The sequence below is a fragment of the Roseinatronobacter sp. S2 genome, from assembly GCF_029581395.1.
Lineage (GTDB): Bacteria > Pseudomonadota > Alphaproteobacteria > Rhodobacterales > Rhodobacteraceae > Roseinatronobacter.
Genome location: NZ_CP121115.1, coordinates 15,189 through 39,455, shown reverse-complemented (window position 1 = coordinate 39,455; position 24,267 = coordinate 15,189). Strand labels below are relative to the sequence as shown.

Annotated in this window: 23 protein-coding genes; 7 read left to right on the top strand and 16 right to left on the bottom strand. The window is 57.5% G+C overall.

Annotation, left to right across the window (positions count from 1 at the left end):
• The first annotated feature begins 373 nt into the window (after nt 1-373).
• A complete protein-coding gene (locus tag P8S53_RS17015; protein ID WP_277807028.1) occupies nt 374-553 on the top strand; it encodes a hypothetical protein in 180 nt (59 codons plus the stop codon).
• Nucleotides 554-597: 44 nt separating this feature from the next.
• The gene (locus P8S53_RS17010) at nt 598-2,628 is read left to right on the top strand and encodes an OmpA family protein (RefSeq protein ID WP_277807027.1); all 2,031 of its coding nucleotides are present in this window, start codon (nt 598-600) and stop codon (nt 2,626-2,628) included.
• A 127-nt stretch (nt 2,629-2,755) separates the two neighbouring features.
• Here the strand turns inward: P8S53_RS17010 and P8S53_RS17005 are convergent, their stop codons facing one another.
• The 9 genes from P8S53_RS17005 to P8S53_RS16965 form a co-directional block, all read right to left on the bottom strand.
• On the bottom strand, nt 2,756-3,859 hold the full coding sequence (locus P8S53_RS17005) for a 5-methyltetrahydropteroyltriglutamate--homocysteine S-methyltransferase (RefSeq protein ID WP_277807026.1): 1,104 nt from the start codon (nt 3,857-3,859) through the stop codon (nt 2,756-2,758).
• A gap of 220 nt (nt 3,860-4,079) precedes the next feature.
• Nucleotides 4,080-4,856 carry a transglutaminase family protein gene (locus P8S53_RS17000; RefSeq protein WP_277807025.1) on the bottom strand — a complete coding sequence of 259 codons (777 nt, stop codon included), beginning with the start codon at nt 4,854-4,856 and terminating at the stop codon, nt 4,080-4,082.
• Nucleotides 4,857-5,158: 302 nt separating this feature from the next.
• The gene (gene rpiB / locus P8S53_RS16995; protein WP_277807024.1) at nt 5,159-5,605 is read right to left on the bottom strand and encodes a ribose 5-phosphate isomerase B; all 447 of its coding nucleotides are present in this window, start codon (nt 5,603-5,605) and stop codon (nt 5,159-5,161) included.
• Between the two features lie 75 nt (nt 5,606-5,680).
• Nucleotides 5,681-6,412: a GntR family transcriptional regulator gene (locus P8S53_RS16990; protein WP_277807023.1), complete on the bottom strand. Its 732-nt coding sequence runs from the start codon at nt 6,410-6,412 to the stop codon at nt 5,681-5,683.
• Between the two features lie 3 nt (nt 6,413-6,415).
• Complete coding sequence (locus P8S53_RS16985; RefSeq protein WP_277807022.1) at nt 6,416-6,961, bottom strand: TRAP transporter small permease; 546 nt, start codon at nt 6,959-6,961, stop codon at nt 6,416-6,418.
• 3 nt (nt 6,962-6,964) lie between these two features.
• Complete coding sequence (locus P8S53_RS16980) at nt 6,965-8,260, bottom strand: TRAP transporter large permease (protein ID WP_277807021.1); 1,296 nt, start codon at nt 8,258-8,260, stop codon at nt 6,965-6,967.
• A 77-nt stretch (nt 8,261-8,337) separates the two neighbouring features.
• Entirely contained in the window at nt 8,338-9,390 is a 1,053-nt protein-coding gene (locus P8S53_RS16975; RefSeq protein WP_277807020.1) for a TRAP transporter substrate-binding protein, read from the bottom strand.
• A gap of 524 nt (nt 9,391-9,914) precedes the next feature.
• Nucleotides 9,915-10,694 carry an enoyl-CoA hydratase/isomerase family protein gene (locus P8S53_RS16970; protein ID WP_277807019.1) on the bottom strand — a complete coding sequence of 260 codons (780 nt, stop codon included), beginning with the start codon at nt 10,692-10,694 and terminating at the stop codon, nt 9,915-9,917.
• The gene (locus tag P8S53_RS16965; protein WP_277807018.1) at nt 10,691-11,926 is read right to left on the bottom strand and encodes a CaiB/BaiF CoA-transferase family protein; all 1,236 of its coding nucleotides are present in this window, start codon (nt 11,924-11,926) and stop codon (nt 10,691-10,693) included. The genes P8S53_RS16970 and P8S53_RS16965 overlap by 4 nt, the downstream gene beginning before the upstream one ends.
• Nucleotides 11,927-12,061: 135 nt before the next feature.
• On the opposite strand from P8S53_RS16965, the gene P8S53_RS16960 reads away from it, so the two are divergent.
• The 3 genes from P8S53_RS16960 to P8S53_RS16950 all read left to right on the top strand — a co-directional run bounded on the left by P8S53_RS16960 (nt 12,062) and on the right by P8S53_RS16950 (nt 14,711).
• Nucleotides 12,062-12,784 carry a GntR family transcriptional regulator gene (locus P8S53_RS16960; RefSeq protein WP_277807017.1) on the top strand — a complete coding sequence of 241 codons (723 nt, stop codon included), beginning with the start codon at nt 12,062-12,064 and terminating at the stop codon, nt 12,782-12,784.
• Nucleotides 12,785-12,900: 116 nt separating this feature from the next.
• The gene (locus P8S53_RS16955) at nt 12,901-13,824 is read left to right on the top strand and encodes an amidohydrolase (protein ID WP_277807016.1); all 924 of its coding nucleotides are present in this window, start codon (nt 12,901-12,903) and stop codon (nt 13,822-13,824) included.
• A gap of 11 nt (nt 13,825-13,835) precedes the next feature.
• Nucleotides 13,836-14,711, top strand: a complete 876-nt coding sequence (locus P8S53_RS16950; protein WP_277807015.1) for an NAD(P)-dependent oxidoreductase — start codon at nt 13,836-13,838, stop codon at nt 14,709-14,711.
• A gap of 74 nt (nt 14,712-14,785) precedes the next feature.
• On the opposite strand, the gene P8S53_RS16945 is transcribed toward P8S53_RS16950, so the two are convergent.
• A complete protein-coding gene (locus P8S53_RS16945) occupies nt 14,786-15,463 on the bottom strand; it encodes a YafY family protein (protein ID WP_277807014.1) in 678 nt (225 codons plus the stop codon).
• 90 nt (nt 15,464-15,553) lie between these two features.
• On the opposite strand from P8S53_RS16945, the gene P8S53_RS16940 reads away from it, so the two are divergent.
• Nucleotides 15,554-16,150 carry a hypothetical protein gene (locus P8S53_RS16940; protein ID WP_277807013.1) on the top strand — a complete coding sequence of 199 codons (597 nt, stop codon included), beginning with the start codon at nt 15,554-15,556 and terminating at the stop codon, nt 16,148-16,150.
• 123 nt (nt 16,151-16,273) lie between these two features.
• Here the strand turns inward: P8S53_RS16940 and P8S53_RS16935 are convergent, their stop codons facing one another.
• The 3 genes from P8S53_RS16935 to P8S53_RS16925 all read right to left on the bottom strand — a co-directional run bounded on the left by P8S53_RS16935 (nt 16,274) and on the right by P8S53_RS16925 (nt 20,351).
• A complete protein-coding gene (locus P8S53_RS16935) occupies nt 16,274-17,341 on the bottom strand; it encodes an amidohydrolase family protein (RefSeq protein ID WP_277807012.1) in 1,068 nt (355 codons plus the stop codon).
• Nucleotides 17,334-19,229, bottom strand: a complete 1,896-nt coding sequence (locus P8S53_RS16930; protein ID WP_277807011.1) for a TRAP transporter fused permease subunit — start codon at nt 19,227-19,229, stop codon at nt 17,334-17,336. The genes P8S53_RS16935 and P8S53_RS16930 overlap by 8 nt, the downstream gene beginning before the upstream one ends.
• Nucleotides 19,230-19,358: 129 nt before the next feature.
• Complete coding sequence (locus P8S53_RS16925; protein WP_277807010.1) at nt 19,359-20,351, bottom strand: TAXI family TRAP transporter solute-binding subunit; 993 nt, start codon at nt 20,349-20,351, stop codon at nt 19,359-19,361.
• Between the two features lie 123 nt (nt 20,352-20,474).
• Here P8S53_RS16925 and P8S53_RS16920 point away from each other — a divergent pair, with 123 nt between their 5' ends.
• Nucleotides 20,475-21,407, top strand: a complete 933-nt coding sequence (locus P8S53_RS16920; RefSeq protein WP_277807009.1) for a LysR family transcriptional regulator — start codon at nt 20,475-20,477, stop codon at nt 21,405-21,407.
• Between the two features lie 73 nt (nt 21,408-21,480).
• On the opposite strand, the gene P8S53_RS16915 is transcribed toward P8S53_RS16920, so the two are convergent.
• The 3 genes from P8S53_RS16915 to P8S53_RS16905 are packed head-to-tail and all read right to left on the bottom strand — an operon-like array spanning nt 21,481 to nt 24,265.
• Nucleotides 21,481-22,125 (bottom strand): nucleoside triphosphate hydrolase, encoded by a 645-nt coding sequence (locus tag P8S53_RS16915; RefSeq protein ID WP_277807008.1) that lies wholly within the window; start codon nt 22,123-22,125, stop codon nt 21,481-21,483.
• Between the two features lie 4 nt (nt 22,126-22,129).
• Nucleotides 22,130-23,215 carry an ABC transporter ATP-binding protein gene (locus P8S53_RS16910; RefSeq protein WP_277807007.1) on the bottom strand — a complete coding sequence of 362 codons (1,086 nt, stop codon included), beginning with the start codon at nt 23,213-23,215 and terminating at the stop codon, nt 22,130-22,132.
• Nucleotides 23,216-23,218: 3 nt separating this feature from the next.
• Nucleotides 23,219-24,265 carry an NAD(P)-dependent alcohol dehydrogenase gene (locus P8S53_RS16905; RefSeq protein WP_277807006.1) on the bottom strand — a complete coding sequence of 349 codons (1,047 nt, stop codon included), beginning with the start codon at nt 24,263-24,265 and terminating at the stop codon, nt 23,219-23,221.
• Nucleotides 24,266-24,267: the final 2 nt, after the last annotated feature.

Sequence of the window (24,267 nt, the reverse complement as noted above, 5' to 3'; positions counted from 1 at the left end):
AATGTTACTGGGGTGAACGGGTTCCATGACATTTGAAGAATACCTCACGATAGTGGCATCGAAGTGCCGGTCCCCTTGGCTGCTATGCGCCAGTTGGCAAAAAAAATCGGGCGCGCGGGAACCATATTGACACATGCACGTTTCAATTCTGTCCCTGATCTGAAATCGGGTTGTCCCGCCCGACAATTTCAGACCACCCGGCCCGCCTTGTTCCTTTCCTCCCTGCAAGGCGGGCCAGTTTACTGAACGCCAGCACGGCAAACCGCATTGGCGCAAGGCACCGGCCCCGCACCCCCGAAAGTGTATCGCAATACATATTGGCCGGATGCGCGCGCAGGTGCATCCCTGCACCTCCCATGAAAGGAATAGAAATATGGAAACCCCTACCCTGCTTGTACTTCTTGCCCTGTTCACACTGATTTGCGTTGTGCTTTTTGCAACAATCAGCAAACGAAAGGTAGAGGCACGTCGCCACGATCCCGCAAGCCCGAAATCTTCGCTGGCAAGTGACAGCCCCGGCAAAAGCGCTGTCGAAGCGCTGGACCGCCATTGATCCGGCCCTAAAGCCGGTCCCGTATTTGTTGAAAGAGAGTTCAGATGCGCATCGCTAAATTTTACGCCACAACAGCCCTGACCATGTGTCTGGTTTCGCCGCCATCCATGACATTGGCACAATCCGGCATGGTGACAGACGAAGATCTGTCACAACTTAGCCCCCTTGCACAAATGTGCATCGCCAATCCACAAGGCGACGATTGTGGGCCGGTTCTTGATGCTATCAGCGATTGCGCCGAAGACATGGATGCCGCGCAATGCGATGTGTTGTTTGACGATCCCGATGCGGTGTTTGCCACGCAAGAGGATACGGAACGCGCGCAACTTTTGCTGCAACAGCTTGATGACGAAATGGCCGCGCTGGACGACACTGACAGTGACGCCGCAGAAATGCTGGACGGCCTGATTGAAGATGCGCCTGAAATTGTGGGCGATCTGGTAGACGACATCCTGCCTGAAGATGCACCACAAGAAGACGCACAAGAAGCCGAGGCCGAAAGCACCCCCGAAGAACCGCAGCAGGATGATGCCGCAGACACAGCAGCAGCCATGCAGCGCGCGCTGGAAGAAGAAGAGGCCACAGAGGCAGAAGCAGAAGAACAGCTTGCAGCCGAACTTGAAGCACAGGCCGAAGCAGAGGCTGAAGTAGAAGCTCAGGCGGAAATCGAGGCCGAAGCGGAAGCGGCACCTGAGGAAAGCGCAACACCCGAAGCGGATGACACCGCCGAGATCACCCAACAGGAACTGGAAGCAGAACGCGCGCGCCAGCTGTCTGAAGCCGAAGACATGGCCCAGGACGCCCCCGAACTGGTGATCGAAGACGCACCCGAAGAAGAACTTGTCGCCCCGGTCGATACCCCGCAGGAACTGGATGCCGATCAGCAGGCGGCAATTGATCGGATGATGGAAGATCCAGGCGTTTCCTCCGCAATCGGACTTCTGGGCACCATGTTGGGCGCACAAGAGGCCCCCGCAGACAGCGATCCTGCACAACAGACCACATCCGCTGCCACACTGGCCGCCCGCGAAGATGACACTGACCCGGACACCGACGAAGAAACCCCTGACGTGACCGAAGAACAGATCACGGCCGCGCAAACCCGCAGCAGCCGCGATGACTTTGAATCGCGCATGGCGCTGGATTTCGAGTCCGACGCACAAGCCCAAACCCAACGCAGCAGCAGCAACCGCCGCGATCTGGAACGCGCAGGGCTGGTGGCCCTTGGGGCGCTGGCAGTGGGCATGGTCATCAACCAGAACCGCGTTGTTGCGCGGTCCGATGAACGTGTTGTCGTCGATCAGGGCGATGGGGATTTGCAACTGTGGCGCGATGATGATGCGATCTTGCTACAGGACGGGTCCACCCGCCGCATTGAACGCTACGCCGACGGGTCAACCCGCACCCGTTGGGAGCGCCTTGACGGCACCCAGATTCTGACCATTCGGGATGCAACTGGCCGTGTGCTGCGCCGTGACCGTGTGCTGCCGGATGGCACGATCATCGAGTTGGTGGATGACACGCGCGCGGTCGAGGCGATTGATGTGTCGATCCTGCCGCCACCGCGCACGCGCGAATTGCGCATCACCCAACGCACTGATCCTGAACTGGCGCTTGCCCTGCTGCGCGAGGCCGAAGTTGAAGCCCGCGCGCTGGATCGCAGCTTTTCGCTGCGCCAGATCCGCGAGTGGCGCGAATTGCGCGAAACACTGCCGCTGTTAAGCCCGGACCCCATCACGTTTGAAACCAACCGTGCGAATGTCCGGTCTGAAGAAGCGTCAAAACTGTTGCAGGTAGGGCGTTTGATGGAACGGCTAATTGCCGACGACCCGCGCGAGATTTTCCTGATTGAAGGGCATACTGATGCCACAGGCCCTGCCGCATTCAATCTGGCGCTGTCAGACCGGCGCGCGGAATCCGTGGCACTGGCGCTGACCGAATTTTTCGACATTCCGCCGGAGAATCTGGTCGTGCAAGGGTATGGCAAACGCTACTTGCGCATCCAGACCTTGCAGGCCGAAGAACGCAACCGCCGCGTTGCAATTCGCAGGATCACACCCCTATTGGGCCGGTAACGTCCCAAAAAGAAACGGCAGGCCAGATCAAACCGGCCTGCCGCCCTATTGCGAAGGGGCGCGGTCATACCCACGACCGCGCCCCCAATCACATTGATCATGCGTGCGTGTTAACGCAGCGCGCGACTTATGCTTCGCCCCACAGGTCCTGCGCGACCTTGACCACCAGTTCCAGTTTGCGCTTCTGGTCATCTTCGGTGATCTTGTTGCCATGCTCGGTTGATGCAAAACCGCATTGCGGTGCGATCCCCAACTGGTCCATGTCCACAAATTTTGCCGCTTCATCAAACTGGCGGCGCAGGGAATCCATGCTTTCCAGTTCTGCGGTTTTGGTGGTGATGAAACCGGGCAAAACGCGCTTCTTGCCTTTTGGCAACAGCGCCAGCGGCTCCAGCCCGCCCGCGCGGTCAGTGTCGTATTCCATGAAATAGACATCAACACTGGTGCGGTTGAAAATGGCATCTGCCGCCGCATCATAGCCGCCGGTCGCCACAAAGGTCGACTGGAAATTGCCACGGCACATATGCATGCCGATCACCATATCGGCGGGGCGGTCCTTGATGGCTTCTTCCAGCATCCATGCATAGCGGTCGATCAGCCAATCGGGGTCCTGCCCCATGGCCGCACGGATGGCGCGCTGTTTTTCATCGCCCAGATAGGCAAAGAAAATATCATCCAGTTGCAGATACCGGCATCCGGCCGCGTAAAACGCATGCACGGCTTTTTTATAGGTTGCCGCGATCTCGGACATGAACAGGTCCTGATCGGCATAGGGGGCGTGTTTGTTGTTTTCCGGCGTCACGCGGAAATGAACCGCTGACGGGCCGGGAATGGAAATTTTCGGGCACACTTTGGTCATCTGCGCAAGTTTGCGAAAATGCTCAAGCATGGGGTGGGCGGCGGGGAAATCTAGCGCGGCGGTGATCTGCGGCACCTGAGAGACAGTCGCGCCCTTGAACCCCAGCGCATCGCTGCCGGTTTCAATAATGTCCAGCCCGTCCAGCATGCCCATAAAATCGTAATGCCAGAACGCGCGACGCGCTTCGCCATCGGTGACGACCTTCAGGCCGACATCTTCCTGCATGCGCACAAGGGGTGGAATTTCGCGATCTTCTATCGCTGTCAGTTCCGCCCCTGTCAGGCCCGATTTACGGGCATCGGCGATTGCCGCAGGGCGCAACAGACTGCCGACATGGTCGGCGCGAAATGGCGGGGTTGCTGTGGTTGTCAAGGTTTCATCCCTCTCTTGGTTTGTGTCAGCTCATGGGTCACAGGAAAACCGGCGGCTGGCCAGCCTCTGATCCTGCACGCACCGTGTTTTCATGGCTGTCTGCCCCGAAAACCCGTCGCGCGTGCGAACCGGCATCCATGCCTGTGCGTCCCTGATATAACCCAAGGGTTAGACAGGCAAGCCTGATGCATCCGGCATACAGGCATTACGCGGTCAGACCCTATGCTTTTGATACATGGATGGTCTGGGCCACAGGCCATGCGTTTTTGGTGGTCTCCATAAAGGCCACGTCCGCCGCATCACGCCCGCAAGCGATGATGACCAGGCCGGTGGCGCACCCCATGCCGGTCGCATCGACAATGTACCAGCCCCCGTCCAGCCAGACCTGCGCGACCGCGTGAAAATCAGGCGGTTGGACATCCGCGCCGTAAACCGATGTGTAGCGCGCCGGAATGCCCGCTGCGCGCGCGAATGCGCATAGCAGATGCGCAAAATCCCGGCACACGCCCTGACGCGCCACGAATGTATCAATCGCAGTCGTTGCCGGAAATGAACTGCCCACGACATAGGAAATTTCGGTCGCAATCCAGTCCCGCATCGCCAATATTTTGACCCCGCCGTCCAGATGGCCAAACTGATCTTCGACAAATGCGCTCAGCAAGTCGGATTGGCAAAACCGTGACGGGCGCAGGTAGCTTAGGACATCGGGGGACAGGGTGTGCAGCGGCATTTGCGCCAGCCCCGTCAGCTTGTGCTCAGGGCGCGTCACATTTACCTGTGCGACATACCGCAGGTTCAACTCGTCCCCCTTCAGCAAAGCGTAGGTGCGCCCCCCGACCCTGCCTTCGGCGTCGATATGGTGTTGCGTTGCCTGCCCGATATCCAGGACACTGCTTTTCACACTTTGCCCGTCCGTCTGGGCGGCTTCCAGCGTTACAAGCACAGTATCTTCACCAGACAGCTTGTAGTGCAGCGTGACGTCAATATCAATTTGCATGGCCGCTCACTTTGGTTCCGGGCATTTTCTACAAAAGGTGCTGGGTGCGCCGTATCGGACCTTATGCTTGTCGGAAAGGCTTTTTTCGCGCGGGCAGCCCCGCTGCCGCGACAGGGGTGCGGATGGGTTGCCGCCCGCGTCGGGCGCAACCAGAAATGCTATCGGTCATTCCACCTGAAGCGTGCGACCAAGGCCAAGCTGACCCCACCCGGATCAACGTCAGGCTAATGCTGCGGTGCCACATAAAGATGTGGCACCCTGAAACCGGGCCAACACTGCAAGCCACACGTCCGATGAATTGCCTACCGTGCGGAATCCATCTCGGCAAGTTTTGCGACACGGCGACGAAAATCTTCGTCGGTGGAAAATTCGGCCTTCAGGAACGCGCTGACAAGATCCTTGGCCAGCCATGGGCCGACAATTTGTGCGCCTATGCACATCACGTTGACATCGTCATGTTCTACGGACTGATGGGCCGAATGGACATCATGGCACACGGCTGCCCGAATACCCTTTACCTTGTTCGCCGCGATCGCCGCACCAACGCCTGTCCCGCAAACCAAAAGGCCCCTCTCACCTTCACCGGCGGTCACCTTTTCGGCCAGACTGCGCGTTATGTCGGGGAAGTCCACAGGTTCCGGATCATACGAGCCTATATCTGTTACAGTGTGCCCCATCACCTGAAGATGTTCCACAAGCGTGGCCTTCAGGGGGAATCCCGCGTGGTCGGATCCTACGATGATATGCATGCACCCACTCCTTCATTTCGATCATGTGATTAAGGCCAGTCGGCCAATTTATCATTCTTCTTATGTGCGCGCGGCCTACTTCAAGGCACCGGGTTCGTCACGCTGTCTGTTATTGATGACATTATCAATTCGTTCGATGGCGTTCTGAAGGTGCCGGCGCATGGCCATCCCCGCAGCGGCTGCATCGCGGTTTTCAATTGCCATAATCAGGTCCTTATGTTCGTCAACCGAGTCTCGCCAGTGTTCGGGATAGTCATTCCCAAGGAATCTGAGGCGGCGCATTCGCGACTGAAGCTGCGCATGCACCGGCTGAAGCGTCTGATTGCGCGCCATCGCCACGATGCGTTCGTGGATACCTTGATTGATATCAAAATACCGATGGCGATCATTGGCGGCGAAGGCTTCAATCATGGCATCATGAAGGGAACGCAGATCAGCGATTTCGTCATCCCGGCCGCGCAGTGCGGCCTGTTCGGCGGCAAAGGCCTCTACCGCGCTCATAAACAGCAAGGTATCACGGATTTCTTCGCGCGAGGGCGACGGAACGATAGCCCCCCGGTTGCGGGACAATTCGACAAGCCCCTCCGAGGCAAGGACCTTCAGTGCCTCGCGAACGGGTGTGCGCGATACCTGCAATTCCCGGCAGAGGGCACTCTCGTTAATGCGCTCGCCTTCCGGGACGTGGCCTTCAACGATCAGGTCACGCAACCTGCTAACCACCAGATCGTGAAGCGGCGCGCGCTCGATAGGCGCAATGGCAGCAGGGGTCGCTACATTTTTCTTATCGTCGGCCGTAGGTATCGTCATGGGCTACTCAATCTTTTCGTCATACATTGGCAGCCAACCGGCCATCCGCGCAGAATCTTTCAGGATCAGGATCGCAGACTGCAGAATGAGCAGGCCACCACCGATCACAATCGACATGCGAGGCCAGTACAGCGAGATCGAGCGACTGGTTGTCAACTCGTTGCGGCCCAGTTCCGCCAAAACAAACCCAGCCTGACATATCTTATAGGCAAAGTATACGATCAGGGCATTTGTCAATATCTGAAGAACCAGACGGATTGTGTCTGGCAACGCAATAAGCAAGAAATCGACCTGAAGGTGCGTTCCATGCCGGATACAGATGGCGCTGCCCCAGACAGCCAAGACGGGTAGCAACATCGCAGCAAGTTCTTCGATCCATGGGAATGGAACAAAGATGATATAGCGCAGCACGACCTGTGAAAACATGAGAACAAAGATCGCGGAGAGAACAAAGATCATCCCGGCTTGCAGCAGGCGATCCACCCATCCGCCAGCAAGATCCAGTGCACGGATTGCGCGCATGATCGGATTTTCACGCGTCTCGGCCATTTTCTACAACCCTCCCAATTCAAGCCAGCGCGGCAAAGCCTCGCTGATTGCAGGAATAGCAACGATCAGGGCCGTCAGGAAAACCTTGATCAGGATGAAAGGCCAAGCATACCGCGTGATTTCCATCACCGACATTCGCCCGACAAGCGAAGCCGTCAGAAGCGTTCCGCCAAAGGGGGGGGTCAGATGGCCCACACCCAATGCCGAAACAATGATCATGGCAGTCTGTATCTGACTGAAACCCAGTTCAAGCGTCATGATCGGAATTATAATCGGGCCAAGAAGCAGGATGTTGGAATTGCGATCAATGAACATGCCACCGACCAGCAAGATCACAACGATCATCGCGACAATGCCGTAAGGGTTCTGTGTTATCGGAAGCAGGAATTCCACCACTTGTTGTGGAACATTGCGGCGCACAATCACATAGGAGAACATCGCTGCCGCACCGACCAGAATTGTAATGGCCGCACTGGTGATTGCAGTCCTGCGCAGAATTGCAATCAGATCACGCAGGCCAATAGTCCGGTAGACCAGAACCGTCAGAACCAACCCATATGCAACCGCGACTGATGCGGCCTCTGTGGCGGTGAAAAAACCACCAAGAATGCCGCCGACGACGATGATCGGCATGCCCAAAGGAATGAGCGCGCGGCGCATCGCAGTCAGGGTCTTGCCCAGCCCCGCCCACATTGCCGAAGGGATACCGTACCGCAACACCATCACATAAGTCAGGATGGCAAACAGCAGACTCATTATCAACGCAACAGAAAGTCCGGCGGCAAACAGGGCGCCGATCGAAACGCCAAAAGTGGACCCGTAGAGAATAAGAACGATGCTGGGCGGAAACAACGGCGACAATGTCGCGGAAGCGGCCGTCAGGGCACCTGCGAACCCGCGAGGATAACCCTCTTTCTCCATAGCCGGTATCATCACAGGCCCCATTGCGGCAACATCAGCATAGGCCGACCCCGAGATCGAGGCAAACATCAGGCTTGAGGCAATGTTGACCTGCCCGAGACCCGCCTTGAAGTGACCGACAAGGCAGCGGGCAAAATCCATCAACCGGTCCGTCAGCCCGCCCTTGGACATGATTTCACCAGCAAGCAGGAAAAGCGGGATCGCCAGAAAGGTGAAAGAGGTCAGCCCTTCGAACATGCGGCCGACCATGACCACCATTGTCGATTCCCGACCCGTGTCCAGATAATGAACCAGCGCGGCGCCGCTCATAGCAAGAAAGATCGGCGCCCCGATGGCAATCAGAACAAGAAGAATTACAAAGATTATAACGATGGTCATGCGCCGCTCCGCAGTGGTCCCTTCCTTCCAGCACCGATGAATCCATCAGCACCGGAAGGATTTGGTTCATAGGCCTGTCAGTCAGCCGAAGCAGACTTCCGCGTGCCGACTCGTGCGCGGGTCCGCTCAAGTGCCTCAAGGGTCGCCTCGATATAATCAGCCGAGACTTCCTCTTCGATGAAGGCGCGGCCAACAGGTTCAGCGATCTCTTGCCATTTTGCCAGATCTGCGGCAGTCGGCACATAAACCTGCCTGTCCGCCGCATACATCAGTTCAAGTGCTGCGGTGCTGTCCTGAAAACTGACAGCGTTATTTACCGATGTCGCAATGATTGCGGCCTCATCAACGGCCTGCTGATATTCCAGCGGCAGTGACTGGTAGAATTCGTCGTTGGTCAGCAACCAAAGGTACTCATACATGTGGCCCGTAAGGGTTACATGATCCGCGACCTCCATCAGTCCGGCATCCCAGACAGAGGCAAGCCCGCCTTCCAACCCGTCGATAAGTCCGGTTTGCATGGCCGAATACCGTTCAGGTGCGCCCGTCGCCACAATGGCCGCAGACCCAAGCGCGGTAAATACCTCCTGATGCATCGGCACTGTCTGGGTGCGCATCTTGATCGCGTGCTCTGCCAGATCGGCTGGAACCTGAATTGGCCCGCGGGTCGTATAGAGGTGCCGGATAGAGTTTTCCATTAACGAAAGAAGACGCACTGTGCCGCCGGTGGCCTCAAGCAACCCGTCACGCGTCACAGCGAAATATTCCGCATCGTTTGGCAACTCCCAGAACACACTGCGTTCGGTAAACAGGAACGGCCAACTGTGGGTCTGCGATTCGGGATAGACACCCGCAACGCCCCCTGCACCGGGCAGATGAAATTCCAGTTCACCCAGACGCAACTGATCCGTGATCTCGCGGTCGCCGCTTCCAAGGGCGCCGTGTGGCACCAAAGTCACGACGAAATCACCGCCCGTGGCACTTTCTACATGCGCCTTGAACGCCTCGGCGGCCTTGGTCGCATAGTTCTGGTGCGGGTGGCCGAATGTGGCCTCATATGTCTGTGAAATTGCACCGCTTGCCAGCAATGCCGTCCCGGCGGCAAGCGTAAATATATTGGATAATTTGTTCATGATCTTCCTCCTAGCTCCTCCAGCTGGGCCGATGAACGGCCCCGTAACACAGTCTTACCAAACTGCATTCATTATGCAACATGTGATATTCAGTTCATTTTCACCCCCCTTTTCACCTGGCAGCCACTCAACTGAATTTTCTTGTCTGAACCGGCGCCCCCTTGCCGACCACAACACCGCGGATATCGCAGACAAGGCTGATACGCGGTCAATCGCGGTCGTTGATGGTTAACGATCACAGGACGGAACGACACAGCGTCCCCTACAGCGTTACGTTTTTCACTGGATCAATGGAATCGCTGTAGCTTATTGATTTTACGCAAACCAAAGCCATCAACAATCACTGCTCCTGCGGACAAGTCAGGGATTTCTGGCACAAAGAACAACTGGCAATCCGTTCTGCACATGCTGGCAATTGCGGCGGGCATGGATTACCAAGCTGCGCTTTCGTGAATCATCGCTTCATCAGGCAGGCCGCAGCATAAACAACCTGAATGATTTGCAACGGCACACTGGTCATCGCCTCAATTTCCATACCATTCGGGTTTGAACTTTGCCTTGAAGGCCGCAACGCCGCGCTTGAAGTCCTGACTTCCATAAGCCTTCGCGATCAGATCCTCCCCTTCGATATTCAGTTTTTCTTCTCGCAACCGCCGGACTGCTTCCTTGCTGACCCTCAATGTCAAAGGAGCATTTTCTGAAATCCGTTCACAAAGACCTACGACATGGTCATCCAAAGCATCATGCTGCACCACGTCGCTAAGGAAACCCGCTTGGCGGGCTTCTGCCGCATCTATGAAATCGCCCAGCAGCAGCAACCGTTTTGCGCGGGATACGCCAAGGCCATCTACCAAGCGCGCATAATTGAACATCGAAAGGCAATTGCCGACGGTGCGTGCAATGGGCACACCGAAGCGGGCATCTGGTGTTGATACGCGTATATCGCAGGCCGCCGCGATGTTCAGCCCGCCACCAACCGCCCACCCTTCGATGACCGCAACGGTCGGGAAGGGCAACCGCTCGACCGCTTGCGTGTGCCCCTCCATTTCGCGCTCGTAGTCGATACCATCCTGCCCCGTTTCAAATGAATCAAAGATCGCGATATCCGAACCTGCGACAAAACTACGGCCGCCCGCGCCACGAAAAACCGCCACACGAATATCCGCGCGGGGCGCAAGCGCGTCACATATATGCTGCAGGTCGGCATACATTTTTCTGGTCATCGCATTGCGGGCTTCGGGCCGGTCAAAGGTGACCTTGGCAACATGGCCCTCAATGGCCAAGGTTACGGCACCCGTAGTCATTTTGAAAACGCCCCGGCGTCGCGCAACGCACCCTGCTGATCTTCCAACCCCAGTTCTGCAATAATTTCAAGATTATGCTCTCCCAGCAGGGGTGGATGCCTGCGCACTTGCTGTGGCGTGGCCGACAATTTCACCGGAAAACCCAGCGAGCGTATCGTGCCCTCGACAGGATGGTCCAGTTCAATGACCATTTTACGCGCACTTACATGGTCACTTTGCAGAACCTCGGCATAGTCGTTGATCGGGCCGGCAGGCACGCCTGCTTCAAGAAACCGGTTCACCCAGGATGCGACGGTGTCGGCCAAGAAAACCACTGCAAGCAGTTCCACAAGCGCAGCCCGGTTCTGAAGTCTGCTACGGTTGTCAAAGAAGCGCGGATCTTCCAGAAGATCCGGTCGGTCGATTACATTGCAAAAACTAAGCCAAAGTTTCTGGTTGGCCGCCCCAACGACGAAATGCCCGTCACTTGCGCTGAACGCCTGATAAGGCGCACTCATCCGGTTTGCGGTGCCCAGTGGTTGTGGCGATATGCCTGTTGCCCAGTATTCCGTTGTTTCCCATATGGACAACCCAAGAGCCGCCTCAAAGAGAGAGGCATCTATGAACTGTCCCTCGCCGGATTTTTCGCGCCCGATGACGGCACTCAGAATACCATAAATGGCCAGCAATCCTGCACCAAGATCCCCAATCGGAACCCCGGATTTCACATGCCCCTCACCGGGAATTCCCATCGCACTCATTACGCCGGACATAGCCTGCGCAATAAGGTCAAATCCCGGGCGCTGCGCCCAAGGACCTGTCTGCCCGAACCCAGAGATGCTGGCATAAATGATGCGCGGATTGATCTCGCGCAGGGTTTCATAATCCACACCCAATTTTGCAGCGACACCCGGGCGACTGTTTTCCACAACAATATCGGCGGTTCGAACCAACGCATAGAAAAGCTTGCGGCCCGTGTCAGATTTCAGATTGATGGTAATGCTGCGCTTGTTGCGGTTTAGCGCAAGAAATCCGGGACTGTCCTGACCCTTCATCCGAAAGCCCATGGCCTTGCGGGTCTGGTCACCAGCTTCGGGTGGCTCCACCTTTATCACGTCTGCCCCCATATCACCAAGCAGCATGCAGCAATATGGGCCCGCCATAACCTGACTTAGATCAAGAACCCGCAACCCCGACAACGGAAGGGTGTCCGGCGGCGACTTGCTCGTTGGATTACCGGCTTTGTGCGACATGCGACGCGCTCCTTCCCCGAACAGAGTATCGACATGACCATGGGTTTGGTCACGCTTGCATTCAATCTTGTATGCAAAAATAGCTTTCGTCAATTGTTTTAGCACCCATGAGAGTATATTGCATGCGGGCGCGGTGTGACTTATTCTTCATCCATGAATGATGTAACGCATGGCGAAGGCACCCTTTCTGACAATATGCCTGCGAAATCAGGACGCCGCGGCAAGCTGCATGGCGAGGCCGTCGGAAGCCTGCGCAAACTGATCCTTACGGGAGAATTGCCGCCGGGTATGCGCCTTAAGGAGAATCTGCTCAGCGAACAGATCGGGGTGTCGCGGACCCCGATTCGCGAGGCGTTTCGCACATTGGCCGCCGAAGGACTTATAGAACTTCTGCCCAATCGCAGCGTGCTGGTCGCGCCGCTGGATGCTAACGGAATAGAAGATCTGTATCTTGTATTCGGCACGTTGGAGGGGCTGGCAGGGGAACTGGCATGCAGTCGCATAACACCCGAAGAAATAACAGAAATTGGCAGACTTCTAAGCGAGATGGCCGCCCTGCATGAAGCCGGACAACGCGCGCCCTATATGCACGCCAATCATCGCATTCACGAGCGGGTGGTTGAAATAGCCAACAACCCCGTTCTAAGCACGCTTTGGCAAAGTCTGGTGCCCCGTGTAGAGCGCGCCCGGGGGCTGGCGAATTTGGATAACAACCGTTGGACCGCTGCACTTCATGAGCATTTCAAGATGTTTGCCGCGCTTGCAGCCCGTGACGGGCCATTGCTTGCAAGGCTTACCCGAGAGCATTTCCAGAACGGCCTGCCCACAATCAAGGATGCGACAGAAGATCAGCCCTGATCGGTCAGGTTCACGTCGAACCCTGCGGGATGACAACGCTACAGATTGACATGGCATCATTCTTGTATACAATATCTTTCAAATGAAGCGAGGTCGCACAACCGTTGGAGGGATGCGTGCCTGAGATCATCGACGCACACCAGCATTTCTGGGACATTGAGCACAACTTTCTGCCTTGGCTGTGTGATCCTGTTCCAATTCCCTTCCGATACGGCGATTACTCCGGTCTTCGACGTAATTACCTGCCGGAACACTATCGCACCGATTGCGCAGGACATTCTGTAATAGGATCAGTGTGCATCGAGGCGGAATGGGACCCCAGCGACCCCTATGGCGAGGTTCAATGGCTGTCTGAAGTGATCCGCGCAGGCAAACTGAACAGCGTCATTGTCGCGCAGGCCTGGCTTGACCGCCCGGATATCGCTGACGTTCTTGAACACCATGCCGCCAACCCGTTCGTGCGCGGGATACGGCACAAGCCGCGGGTTTCCTCAAGACCCGGCGCGCCCGCCAAAGGAACTCCCGGGTCCATGACGGACCCGAAATGGATTAGCGGGTTTTCAATGCTCGCCCGCCATGGGCTGTCCTTCGATCTTCAGGTTCCCTGGTGGCACTTATCAGATGCAGCCAGACTTGCGGTCAAACACCCCGACACGCTGCTCATAGTGAATCACACGGGGTTGCCATCTGACCGCAGCAAAGACGGATTGGCGCATTGGTATTCCGCAATGCGGAATTTGTCCGAAATGGAGAATATTGCGGTGAAAATTTCAGGGCTTGGCGTCGCGGGGCGACCGTGGAAACGCGCCGACAATGCCGCTATCGTGCTTGACACAATTGATCTGTTTGGCACTGAACGCTGTATGTTTGCCAGCAATTTTCCGGTCGACAATCTGGTCGGCAGCTTTCACACTATCATGACGGGGTTCTCCGAGATCGTGTCACAATTCTCAACTGCGGAGCGAGTCGCGCTCTTCAGCGGGAACGCCCGGCGACTATACAGAATGGATTCTGACAAGGGCACAGCGGCGTTAACATGAACGAAACTTCTATGAAAAAATCCCTCCGGCTTGGTTTCATTGGTTTGGGCATCATGGGCCGACCGATGGTAGAGCGCCTGCTGTCCCTTGGGTGGCGGGTGACGGTCTGGAACCTTGAAGCCGAAATGGCGCAGCCAGCGTTGAACGCGGGTGCGAAATGGGCAAACTCTCCGCGTGAAGTGCGTGAAAACAGCGATGTGGTGATGATTTGCGTGCTGGATGCCAAGGCCGTGGAAAACTGCTGCTTTGGCAAGGGCGGGCTTGCATTTGCCAATGACGGTGCCGGTATTCTTGTTGATTTTTCCACCATGAACCCCGATAGCACCATATCGCTTGCCCACAAACTGCAAGAGAAAACTGATATGGCCTGGATTGATGCACCGATTTCGGGGGGGCCAGAGCCGGCGGCGGAAGGCAAGCTGACCCTTATGGCAGGCGGGCGGGTCGACGCCTTTGAGCGTGTAAAGCCCATCCTGGCTGACCTTGCAAGCAACGTAACGCTTATGGGGCCACTAAGCAGCGGGCAGGCAGCGAAAGTCATCAATCAGGCCATCGTTGGCACCTGTTATACCCTGATGGCCGAGGTGCTGGCGATTTCACGCGCGTCCGGCATAGATGCCGCACATCTGCCTGCCTGCCTTGAGGGAGGGCTTGCCGACAGCGTTATCCTGCAACGTATTTTTCCGCAAATGGAACAGCGTGCTTTCGATCCGCCCAAAAGCTTCGCAAGGCAGCTTAACAAGGATATGCAGAACCTGAAAAGGTTTTGTCACGAACTGGACCTTGACCTGCCACTGATCAATGCAGCCATTGTCCGGTATTCGGAATTTCTGGCACAAGGGAACGAATTCTCTGACAGTGCGTCCATTTCACGGCTGTATGAGTGATCTGCTTGCTGCTTGTCGCAAGCACAAGATACACTGGGTGAAAATGGCGGTTGTTGCAACGCCTGCGCCTCTCCCTATAGGTTTTCAAGATAGTCCCTGAACAGTTGCCCTGACTGTGGGCGGAACTTCTCATCGGTGTCTTTGAAAGTTGCGATCCGGTCCAGCCTGAAATTTCGGAAATCTTGCGCGCCCTCGCACCAGGCAGTCAGAAGCCAGACATCATCGAACAGCGTTAACCCCAGCGGGTGAATGCGCCGCACACTCCTGCGCCCGTCCAGACTGTGATAGGCCAGCTCCATTATCTTGCGTTCGCGGATTGCCGCACGGATGATCCCGCCCCACGCGTCGGCGCGGTGGTCGGTTTCGCGCTGGCGCGATACGGCCAGAAGCGTCAGGTTCTGAAACCGTGCGCCACCCTCGGAACCCAACGCTGTTGCAACCTTGCCCGTGGCCCGTTGCGCGGCGCCCTGTAATCCACTGCCCCGCCGGGCCATAAGCAGGCGCAGACCCAGCATGATGGCTTCGGTTTCTTCGGCATCAAACTGAAGTGGCGGCAGGAAATAGCCCTGCTCCAACTGATACCCCAGACCGGACTCCCCGCGGATTGGCGCACCAATCGCCTGCAGGCTTGCAATGTCACGATAGATCGTGCGGGTGGAAACCCCTAGCCGTTGCGCCAATGCCTGTGCCGAAACAGGCCGGCGCGCGGCGCGAAGATGATCAAGGACTGAGAACAGGCGAAGAAATTTCATAACGCAGTCAGTATAGCACACCCCTGACATGATCTGTCAGGGGGGACGCATAGCAAGGGGGCAGAAAACAACGTGAAAGGAAGCCCTGCCATGGCACGACCCTGCCTCGAAATCGTGACCTATCAGATTAGGTCTAAACTGGACGCCGATCGTGAACGCGCTGCTGCAATGAAGCACGCCCAAACACTAAGCGGATTCGCAGGCTGGCTGCCCCTAACCGGCGGGCAGGACAGCGCGGAACGCGCCGACATGGTGGTCTGGGCCAGCAACGAAGCCGCAGAAGATGCCGCGCGCGTGGTCGGCACCGCCGAAGATTTCGCGCCATTCCGCGCCACGATTTCCAAACCCGGCACTATGGGTCACTTCACACTGCCGACAGGTGGCCTGCCAATGATGCAAGCGGGCGACGGGGTGGAGTTGGGGCGGTTTCGTCTGCGCGCAGGCGTCACAGACACAGCGCTTCGGGCCGCCCATGCGCAGATGATCGAAAACCATCTATCCCACCAGCCGGGCTGGCGCGGCCAGCGATTGGTGCGCCTGCATGATGGTATCTGGCTGGACATCGCATTCGCGGCAACCGGGGATGCCGCACAGGCTATCTGTGCAAGTTGGGCTGACAGCAAGGACTGCGACGCATTTCTTGCCATGATCGAACCCCTCAGCATGGAGTTTGGCGCAATCGACTGAAATGCGTATGGGCGGGGTGTATCGCCCCCTTACGCCCGATGCTGTCGCAAAATGGTTGCATCGTAGTATACATCTGGCGGTTTGAACCGCCAGATGTTGGTGACGGGTCGCGCTGCTGCGGGGTCAGATCTTGAAAACGCGCCTCGCATTATCCTCAAAGAACATTTTCAGCCCCTCATCACCGATATTCATCGCATCCAGTGCGCCAACTTCGTCAGGCACGAATTGCCAAGGATAATCCATCGCATACAGCATCCGGTCCATCCCGATGACCTTCTGCACATATTCAATGGGGGGCGCCCACCCGACCCCGCTGGATGTGTAATAGAAATTATCGATCAGGTAATCCCATGCCCGCCGCTTCAGGGGTTTGACATCAGGATAGCGACCCGTCGCCGAGATATGCCCGTGCATATAATCGATGCGATACAGCCAATACGGCAGGGCTTCACCGCAATGGCCAAGAATAATTTGCAGTTTCGGAAACCTGTCGAACAATCCTGACACGATCAGACGCAAGGCATGCAGGCCGGTTTCACAGGCAAAGCCGTAAACAGCCGCATCCAGCCCACGGTTCAGAAACGGTTCGATCATTTGCGGGCTGGGCGTATTCGGATGCAGGTAGATGGGCACGTCCAGCGCCTCGGCCGCTTCAAACAAGCCCCAATAGCGTTCGTCATCCAAGTAAGTTCCCAGCGTGTGCGAATTCAGGATACCGCCACGCAAGCCCAGCTTGGTGACACCGCGTTCAAGTTCGCGTTCGGCCTCGCCAATATCAAGGGGGCTGAAAGCGGCGAGCCCGACAAAACGGTCGGGATTGGCCGCGATCCCTTCGGCCAACTGGTCATTGGCGCTCCGCGCAAGTGCGCTTGCGGTCTTGGGGTCAAAAACCTGCACACCGGGCGAAGACAGCGCAACCACCTGCATATCAATTCCCGATGCATCCATATCCGCAATCCGATCAGCACCAAGGGTCTGGATACGGCGGGAATGGGCGCGGGCCTTTTCGGTGGTGCTGGACCCGAAGAACCCCCAAAGGCTGCGAAAACCGGGGTCTGTGATGGTCCCGTCTTCCAACCCTTTAAGATACAGGTTCATGATTTCAGGGGGCAGCCACGCTTCTTCTGCGGCGATGCGCTTATAGGGCGGGGCAGCTTTGCGCGGTGGCATAGGGGGGTAGCGGTCAGTCATTCGAAGACTCCGTTTGCGCCCGCGCCACAGGCGCGGGGAGTGGGGCGCCAAACAGGCGCGTAAGTGCCCATGCCACTGGCACAGCAGCCAGCGCCAACGTCAGGGCAATGAAGGAATCGGGCGGGAAAACTGTCGTCAGGCCACCTATGCCCAATGCAAGAACGGCCACAGCGCGGCGCTGCCAGCCGCCGCCATAGGCGTTTTTGTTGGCCAGAACCTCTGCCAGCAGATGGCCTGCAACCAATATGGTCAGACAGGACACTGAAATTTCGAACCAGGTGCCATCCATCAGCAATGCGGGGTTTACCGCAAAGACAAACGGAAGAAGATAGGCCATCAATGCCAGCTTGATGCCGGTTACCCCCGTGGACCACATGTCAGATCCTGCCACACTGGCCGCCGCATAGGACGCAATCGCGACAGGCGGTGTCAGCATGGACAAAAGCCCGAAGTAGAAGATGAACAGATGCGCGGACATTTCCGTCACGCCAAAACGCACCAGCGCCGGTGCCAGCAGCACCGAAACGACGACGTAAACCCCCGTTGTGGGCATACCTACGCCCAGAACAATCGACAAAAGCGCGGTCATCAGCAGCAGCGCGGGCAAGCCGCCCAACTCGGCGATGCGCCCCAGCGCCAATGTCAGCGCAAAGCCCAGCCCTGTGACATTGATGGTGCCAACGATAATGCCTGCCACCGCGCAAACCAGCAGCACCGGAACCAACATTGAGCCGCTGTTGACCAGCGCCTGCCCCAGCAGCGCTAGGCGCGATGCACCCCGCGGCGCGGTGACCAGATACAGCGCAACTGCGGCCCCCGCACTGTAAAGCGCGGCCTTGCCGGGGGAATAGCCAAGCACGAACAAAAACCACACCAGCACCCCCAGCGGGGCCAGTAGCGGCCACGCCCCCAACAGCGCATTGCGCAGTTTCGGCAGATTCTCGCGCGGCTCGCCCGCGATACCATTCGCGGCGGCATAGCGGTCCACCTGACGATACAACAGGTAGTAATAGAAGGCCGCAGGCAGCAGCGCGGCCATAATCACATCGACATAGGCCACTTGCAGAAATTCAGCGATCACAAACGCTGTCGCCCCCATGACCGGCGGCGCGATCTGCCCCCCATTTGAGGCCACAGCTTCGATTGCGGCGGCATGGCGCGCGGGAAATCCCGCCTTTTTCATCATCGGAATTGTAACCGTGCCCGTCGACATGACATTGGCCACTGTGGACCCTGACAATGTGCCAAAAAGCGATGACGATAAAATAGCCACCTTCGCTGGCCCGCCCCGCCGGTGACCCATTGTTGCCAGTGCCAACCCGGTCAGTGCCTGACTGCCGCCAACGGCATTCAGCACGGCCCCGAAGATGATGAAGCCCAGAATTTGCGTGGCACCCACATTCAAAACAAGGCCGGGAATGCCATTCGTGTCATTATACAGATACAGCAGGTAGCGCGCTGGTCGCAGATAAGCCCCCTCGAACAGGCCGGGGGCCATCCAGCCCCACAGCCCATAGGCTGTAAACCCAAGCGCCAGCGCGGCCAGAACCCCGCCACAATGGCGGCGTGTTGCCTCTACGGTGGTTGCAACCGCAATCAACGCAGGCACCCATTTTTCCGGCCCGCGACTGGTGGCGGTCAGCAGCCAGGCTTCATAGTTCCATGCAAGCCAGACCCAACTGGCACAGGCCAGCAATCCCAACGCCAGATCAGGCCAGCGCAGCAATCCGGGCAAGGGGCGCAGAATGATAGCCACACAGACCGTTACACCAAGAATGACCGCAAGATACTGTTCCGTCAGCACCACAAAACCCAGACGGCGCGGCACATCAAGCAACCACAGCAGGCCAAGCACCGGAATTGCGGCGGTAACATAGACAGACTTCATAAGTGTAAGCTTTCGGGTTCAGGTGCGGGCATGTTCGCGCAAGCAGCGCAATGCTGCTTTTGGCCGTGACCGGATGGGCAGGAACGCAAAGGGATGTGGAAACCCGGAATCGGGTTTCCACTTGTGGCGTTAGTCGATGGACGCGTCGCGCTGTGCGTTTTCGTCCGACCAGATTCCCTTTTCGCGGTAGAATTCGACCGCCGCAGAATGGAAGGGAATGGTGTTCGTGGGGCTTGTCATCATATCCTGTTGCGCACCCGCCATAGCAGGATAGTCGCTGACCAGTTGCGGAAGCGCGTCATACAGCGCGCCAAGAATTGCCTGCACTTCGTCATCGGGCAGGCTGGCGCTGGCGGTCAGGAACACATCATATGCGGCAACGACAACCGGCTCTGTCACCTCTGGCAGGCGTGGCGACGGGTCCACCTGCAATAAATATACACCGGGGTAGATGTCCCCGATTATGTCGTCCGTGGCATCAGGCCCCGTGATCGACAAATAGCGAATGCCGCCGGGAATGGTGGCGTGCGCCTGCTGTGTCAACGGAATCCCGACCGCGATACCATGCGCATCAAGATTGCCCTCGACCAGCCCGTCGACACCTGCGGGCATGCCTGAAATGGTCACGCCTTCGACCTGATCCAGCGCGATGCCACCGGCTTGCAGCACGGCCTGATTCACCCGGCCCGTTGCGGCCTGACCTGAAACCGTGGTGACCACCCGCTTGCCTGTCAGGTCGGACACGTCCTGCATGCCGCTGTCAGCGCGCACCATGAACGCCTGCCGCAGGGGCCACAGCCGCGCCAGAACGCGCAGTTGCGTATAGGGTTCATTCTCGAATTCGCCACGATACCACCCGCCGACATCAATGGATGAATTCAAGCCAAGTGTGACTTCATCCTCGGCGATCAGCGGAATATAGACCGATGAACCGGTGAAGGGCTGGACAGTTGCCTGACGGCCCAGGTTTTCCTGCAATGCCGCCGCAATCCCGCTGCCGACAGTGTAATACAGCGTGCCTTGGGGGTTTGTTCCGATAGTTATGCGCTGTGCCTGCGCGCTTGTGCCAATTCCTGTGGCGGCGGCAACAGCCAGCCCCACGGCCAAAATGCGTCCGATCATGTCGTCCTCCCTGTGCGATGCGCAGTGCGCCCCCCTCCTGCTGAGGGCACCATGCAAAATCAGACTATACGCATTTATCGTGCAGTGTTATGAAATATTCGTAATAATTAATTAGATAAGGTTATGAATAAAATGGCTGTCCACCATTTGACACTTCGCCAGCTTCGCGCTGTGTCATCCGTATATGCAAGCCGACGCATTGCCATTGCCGCGGACCGTATGAATGTGACACAGTCCGCTGTCAGCGTGTTGTTGAGTCAGGCAGAATCCGCGCTTGGCACGCGGCTCTTTGACCGCACAACCAGATCCCTTTCACCAACGCCCGCAGTCGAGCAGATCATCGGTATTGTCGAGCGTATGCTGGGGGACCTTGAAACGCTGGGGTCCGTCATCAGTGATCTGGACGGGTTGGAGCGGGGACAAATCCGGGTCGCGGCGACGCCCGCAACCGGCATTGCATTGTTGCCCGAAACGGTGCGCGGGTTTCGGGCGGCCTATCCGGCTGTCAGGCTTGTTCTGGATGATTGCGCGCCCAACCAGTTTTATTCCATTATCCGCGAAGAAAAGGCCGATTTCGGCATCGGCACCCCCCCTGCGGATATGTCCGAATTCGACCGCATCATCTTGCATCATGACCCGCTGTTTCTGGTATGTCCGCGCGACCATCCGCTGGCGCAGCGCGATCATGTGACATGGAAATCCCTAAGCGACGAGCCGCTGATTGTGTCGCGGCGCGAGTATGGGGTGCGTGATCTGGTCGAACGCACCTTGCAAGATGTGGGCGGCAAGTTGCGCGTCGCGAATGAAATCGGGTTTCTGTATAGTGCATCATGGCTGGCATCATGTGGTATGGGGCTGTGCATTTTCCCCGAGCATCTGGCCCGTGCCGTGCGCGACCCCGGCCTTGTCTGGCGGCCGCTGGTGGACCCTGTGGTCACGCGCCCTGCCGCCGTAATCATGCGCCGTGGGCGGACAGTATCGCCAGCGTCTGAACGGTTTATTGATATGCTGTGTGACAATCTTCGCACGTCCGGCGCCCCCCAAACCGGCATATAGCGTATGTGGGCACCGGTTTTCTGCGTCGATAGCATGTGGCACCAATACCAAAGTCCTGCGGCGCCTACTTGCATCAGGCCGTCATGATTGTCCGGTCCGCAGCGCGTGAGTTTGCAAGCACATACTGCGCATTGGGCAAGTCGTTTTCTTCGGCCTTGAAACATGCCGCATCCTGCGCAAACCCATGGTCGCGCCAGCGCTTCAACAACCGCATGCGCAAGACATCCATAGGGGCGCAAAGCATGATCGTATGGTCAAAGATCGTGGCAAGCTGGTCCCACGGGGCAAGGTCAAGCAAAAGGTAGTTCCCTTCTGCAAGGACAACCTGAACCTCGGTCGGGACAACGCGTGCGGCGTTGCGCGAAAGATCGGCTTCGCGATCAAAAACGGGCACACAAACCGGCGCATTTGCTGATTTTATCCGTGACAGAAGCGCTACAAAGCCCTGTGCATCGAAGGTCTGGGGGGCGCCCTTGCGGTGGCGCAGTCCCATCTGGTCCAGCAGCACGTTATCCAGATGAAATCCGTCCATCGGGACGATGACATTGCAGATACCGCACTGCGTCAAAGCGACCGACAGATGCGCGGCAAATGTCGATTTGCCAGTCGCGGGGGGACCGGCAATCGCGACCATGACGCGCGCTTGTCTGGCGCAGACACCTTGCAGAAATTCGCACTGCGCCTTGATCTGGGAATCTAGTGTGTTTTCGGCAGGCATGGTTTCATCGCCTCAGGCTGGTTCCGCTGGCTGCATCAAAAAGGTGAACATCTTCTTCCAGAAAACCAAAATTCAGGCAATCACCTTCGTTCGGGCGCTGTTGTGCGGGCATAAGCGAAGCCACGTCGATATCCTTGAACGTAAAACTGGCAAGAACCGAGTCGCCATGGAACTCGACCAGCGAAACAACGCCTTGAAGGATTGGCCCGCAAAACCCCTGGTCCACCGGACGAATGCGCGAGGGGCGCAGCCCAAGGACAACATCCTGCCCATCGCGCAGCATGAATTCGGTGGCCGCGATGTTCAACTCGATCCCCCGACCAGAAAGCTGCCAGCCTGTGTCGCGACGGCGCGCAGTCAGGTTCAGAAAATTCATCGCAGGCGTGCCTATGAACCCTGCCACAAAAAGCGTTTCCGGCGTCGAGTATATTTCTTCCGGTGTGCCTATTTGCTCGATCTTGCCCGCATTCAGCAGCACGATCCGGTCTGCAAGCGTCATCGCCTCCATCTGGTCATGGGTCACATAGACTGAAGTGGTGCGCAAGTCCTTGTGCAGTTTCGCAATTTCGACGCGCATATGGGCGCGCAGTTTGGCGTCCAGATTTGAAAGCGGCTCATCGAACAGAAACACGTCAGGCGTCTTGATCATCGCGCGGGCAATGGCGACACGCTGCTGTTGCCCGCCAGACAGGGCCGTCGGCTTGCGTTCAAGATACTGCCCCAGACCCAGAAGCCCCGTGACATGATCGACACGCTGGTTAATCTCTTGTTCGGGTGTTTTCAGGCGGCGCAATCCGAACGCGATATTATCCTTGATCGTCATATGTGGATAAAGCGCGTAGTTCTGAAACACCATCGCAATCCCGCGATCCCCGGGTTCTGCATCATTCATGCGCTGGCCACCGATCAGCAATTCGCCGCCAGTGATGTGTTCCAGACCGGCCAGCATGCGCAGGATTGTCGATTTTCCACAGCCCGAAGGGCCAAGAAAGACAACAAACTCGCGGTCCGCCACCTCAAGGCTGAAATCCTCAACAACTTCCAGATCGCCATATTGCTTTTTTATATGTCTGCAACTTATTCCGGCCATGGCTTATGCTCCTTCCGGGGTCATCACGATCTGAAGCTTTATGTCAGCGGGCCGCCCTTCTGCCGCGCGTACGAAAGCGTCGATGGATTGCTCGAATCCATAGCTTTGGGTGATCAACGGCTTCAGGTTGACCTTGCCAGACGCAATCAGCGCAAGCGCGCGGTCAAAGACATTGGCGTAGCGAAAGACTGTCTCGATCCTGACCTCGCGCGCGATGGCGGCGTTCACGTCGAATGACACGGCTTCGGGCGGCAGGCCCACCAGAACCAAGGTTCCGCCCGGACGCACTGCGCTGAAAATCGTGTCGAACACCTGCGGCGCGCCGCTGGCCTCGAACACCAGATCCGCGCCCCAGTTGCCCGTCTCGCGGTTGACCGCGCTGGCCAGATCTTCGTGCCGGATATTCACCGGAATGATCCCGTCATAGCTTGCGGCGATCTTCAGTTTCTCAGCGCTGATATCGGATATAATCACGCGGCTACAGCCCCCCGCTAAGGCCGCCAGCGCAACCATGATCCCGATTGTGCCCGCCCCCGTCACGACCGCCACATCGCCGGGCGTGATCCGCGCGCGCGCGGCGGCATGCATACCCACGGCAAAGGGTTCGACCATCGCCCCTTCGGCAAAGCTGACGACATCGGGCAATTTATAGGTGAAGGCTGCGGGATGCACCACTTCGCTGGTCAGGATGCCATGCACCGGCGGGGTCGCCCAGAACGTCACGGCAGGGTCAACATTATAGATCCCCATTTTGGATGCCCGCGACGACAGGTCAGGAATGCCCGGCTCCATACACACACGGTCACCGGGTTTCAGGCCCTGAACATTGGCACCCACTTCCGCAATCACGCCTGATCCTTCATGGCCCAGCACCATGGGCGCGCGAACGATATAATCCCCGATTCCGCCATGGGTGTAGTAATGCACGTCACTGCCGCAAACCCCGACTGTGTGCAGTCGTATGCGCACATCATCAGGTCCGGTTTCTTGCATCAGGTCGATGTCGCGCAAGCGCAACTCCCCTTTTTGTTCCAACACGAGCGCGCGCATGA

What these genes read in the sequence shown, in the direction of transcription:
- P8S53_RS16920 (WP_277807009.1), top strand. Translation starts at nt 20,475, where the DNA reads ATGAATAAAATGGCTGTCCACCATTTGACACTTCGCCAGCTTCGCGCT.
- P8S53_RS16980 (WP_277807021.1), bottom strand. Translation starts at nt 8,260, where the DNA reads ATGACCATCGTTATAATCTTTGTAATTCTTCTTGTTCTGATTGCCATC.
- P8S53_RS16970 (WP_277807019.1), bottom strand. Translation starts at nt 10,694, where the DNA reads ATGACTACGGGTGCCGTAACCTTGGCCATTGAGGGCCATGTTGCCAAG.
- P8S53_RS17000 (WP_277807025.1), bottom strand. Translation starts at nt 4,856, where the DNA reads ATGCAAATTGATATTGACGTCACGCTGCACTACAAGCTGTCTGGTGAA.
- P8S53_RS16910 (WP_277807007.1), bottom strand. Translation starts at nt 23,215, where the DNA reads ATGGCCGGAATAAGTTGCAGACATATAAAAAAGCAATATGGCGATCTG.
- rpiB (WP_277807024.1), bottom strand. Translation starts at nt 5,605, where the DNA reads ATGCATATCATCGTAGGATCCGACCACGCGGGATTCCCCCTGAAGGCC.
- P8S53_RS16990 (WP_277807023.1), bottom strand. Translation starts at nt 6,412, where the DNA reads ATGACGATACCTACGGCCGACGATAAGAAAAATGTAGCGACCCCTGCT.
- P8S53_RS16930 (WP_277807011.1), bottom strand. Translation starts at nt 19,229, where the DNA reads ATGAAGTCTGTCTATGTTACCGCCGCAATTCCGGTGCTTGGCCTGCTG.
- P8S53_RS16945 (WP_277807014.1), bottom strand. Translation starts at nt 15,463, where the DNA reads ATGAAATTTCTTCGCCTGTTCTCAGTCCTTGATCATCTTCGCGCCGCG.
- P8S53_RS16905 (WP_277807006.1), bottom strand. Translation starts at nt 24,265, where the DNA reads ATGCGCGCGCTCGTGTTGGAACAAAAAGGGGAGTTGCGCTTGCGCGAC.
- P8S53_RS16975 (WP_277807020.1), bottom strand. Translation starts at nt 9,390, where the DNA reads ATGAACAAATTATCCAATATATTTACGCTTGCCGCCGGGACGGCATTG.
- P8S53_RS16935 (WP_277807012.1), bottom strand. Translation starts at nt 17,341, where the DNA reads ATGACTGACCGCTACCCCCCTATGCCACCGCGCAAAGCTGCCCCGCCC.
- P8S53_RS17010 (WP_277807027.1), top strand. Translation starts at nt 598, where the DNA reads ATGCGCATCGCTAAATTTTACGCCACAACAGCCCTGACCATGTGTCTG.
- P8S53_RS16965 (WP_277807018.1), bottom strand. Translation starts at nt 11,926, where the DNA reads ATGTCGCACAAAGCCGGTAATCCAACGAGCAAGTCGCCGCCGGACACC.
- P8S53_RS16915 (WP_277807008.1), bottom strand. Translation starts at nt 22,125, where the DNA reads ATGCCTGCCGAAAACACACTAGATTCCCAGATCAAGGCGCAGTGCGAA.
- P8S53_RS16940 (WP_277807013.1), top strand. Translation starts at nt 15,554, where the DNA reads ATGGCACGACCCTGCCTCGAAATCGTGACCTATCAGATTAGGTCTAAA.
- P8S53_RS16950 (WP_277807015.1), top strand. Translation starts at nt 13,836, where the DNA reads ATGAAAAAATCCCTCCGGCTTGGTTTCATTGGTTTGGGCATCATGGGC.
- P8S53_RS17015 (WP_277807028.1), top strand. Translation starts at nt 374, where the DNA reads ATGGAAACCCCTACCCTGCTTGTACTTCTTGCCCTGTTCACACTGATT.
- P8S53_RS16925 (WP_277807010.1), bottom strand. Translation starts at nt 20,351, where the DNA reads ATGATCGGACGCATTTTGGCCGTGGGGCTGGCTGTTGCCGCCGCCACA.
- P8S53_RS16985 (WP_277807022.1), bottom strand. Translation starts at nt 6,961, where the DNA reads ATGGCCGAGACGCGTGAAAATCCGATCATGCGCGCAATCCGTGCACTG.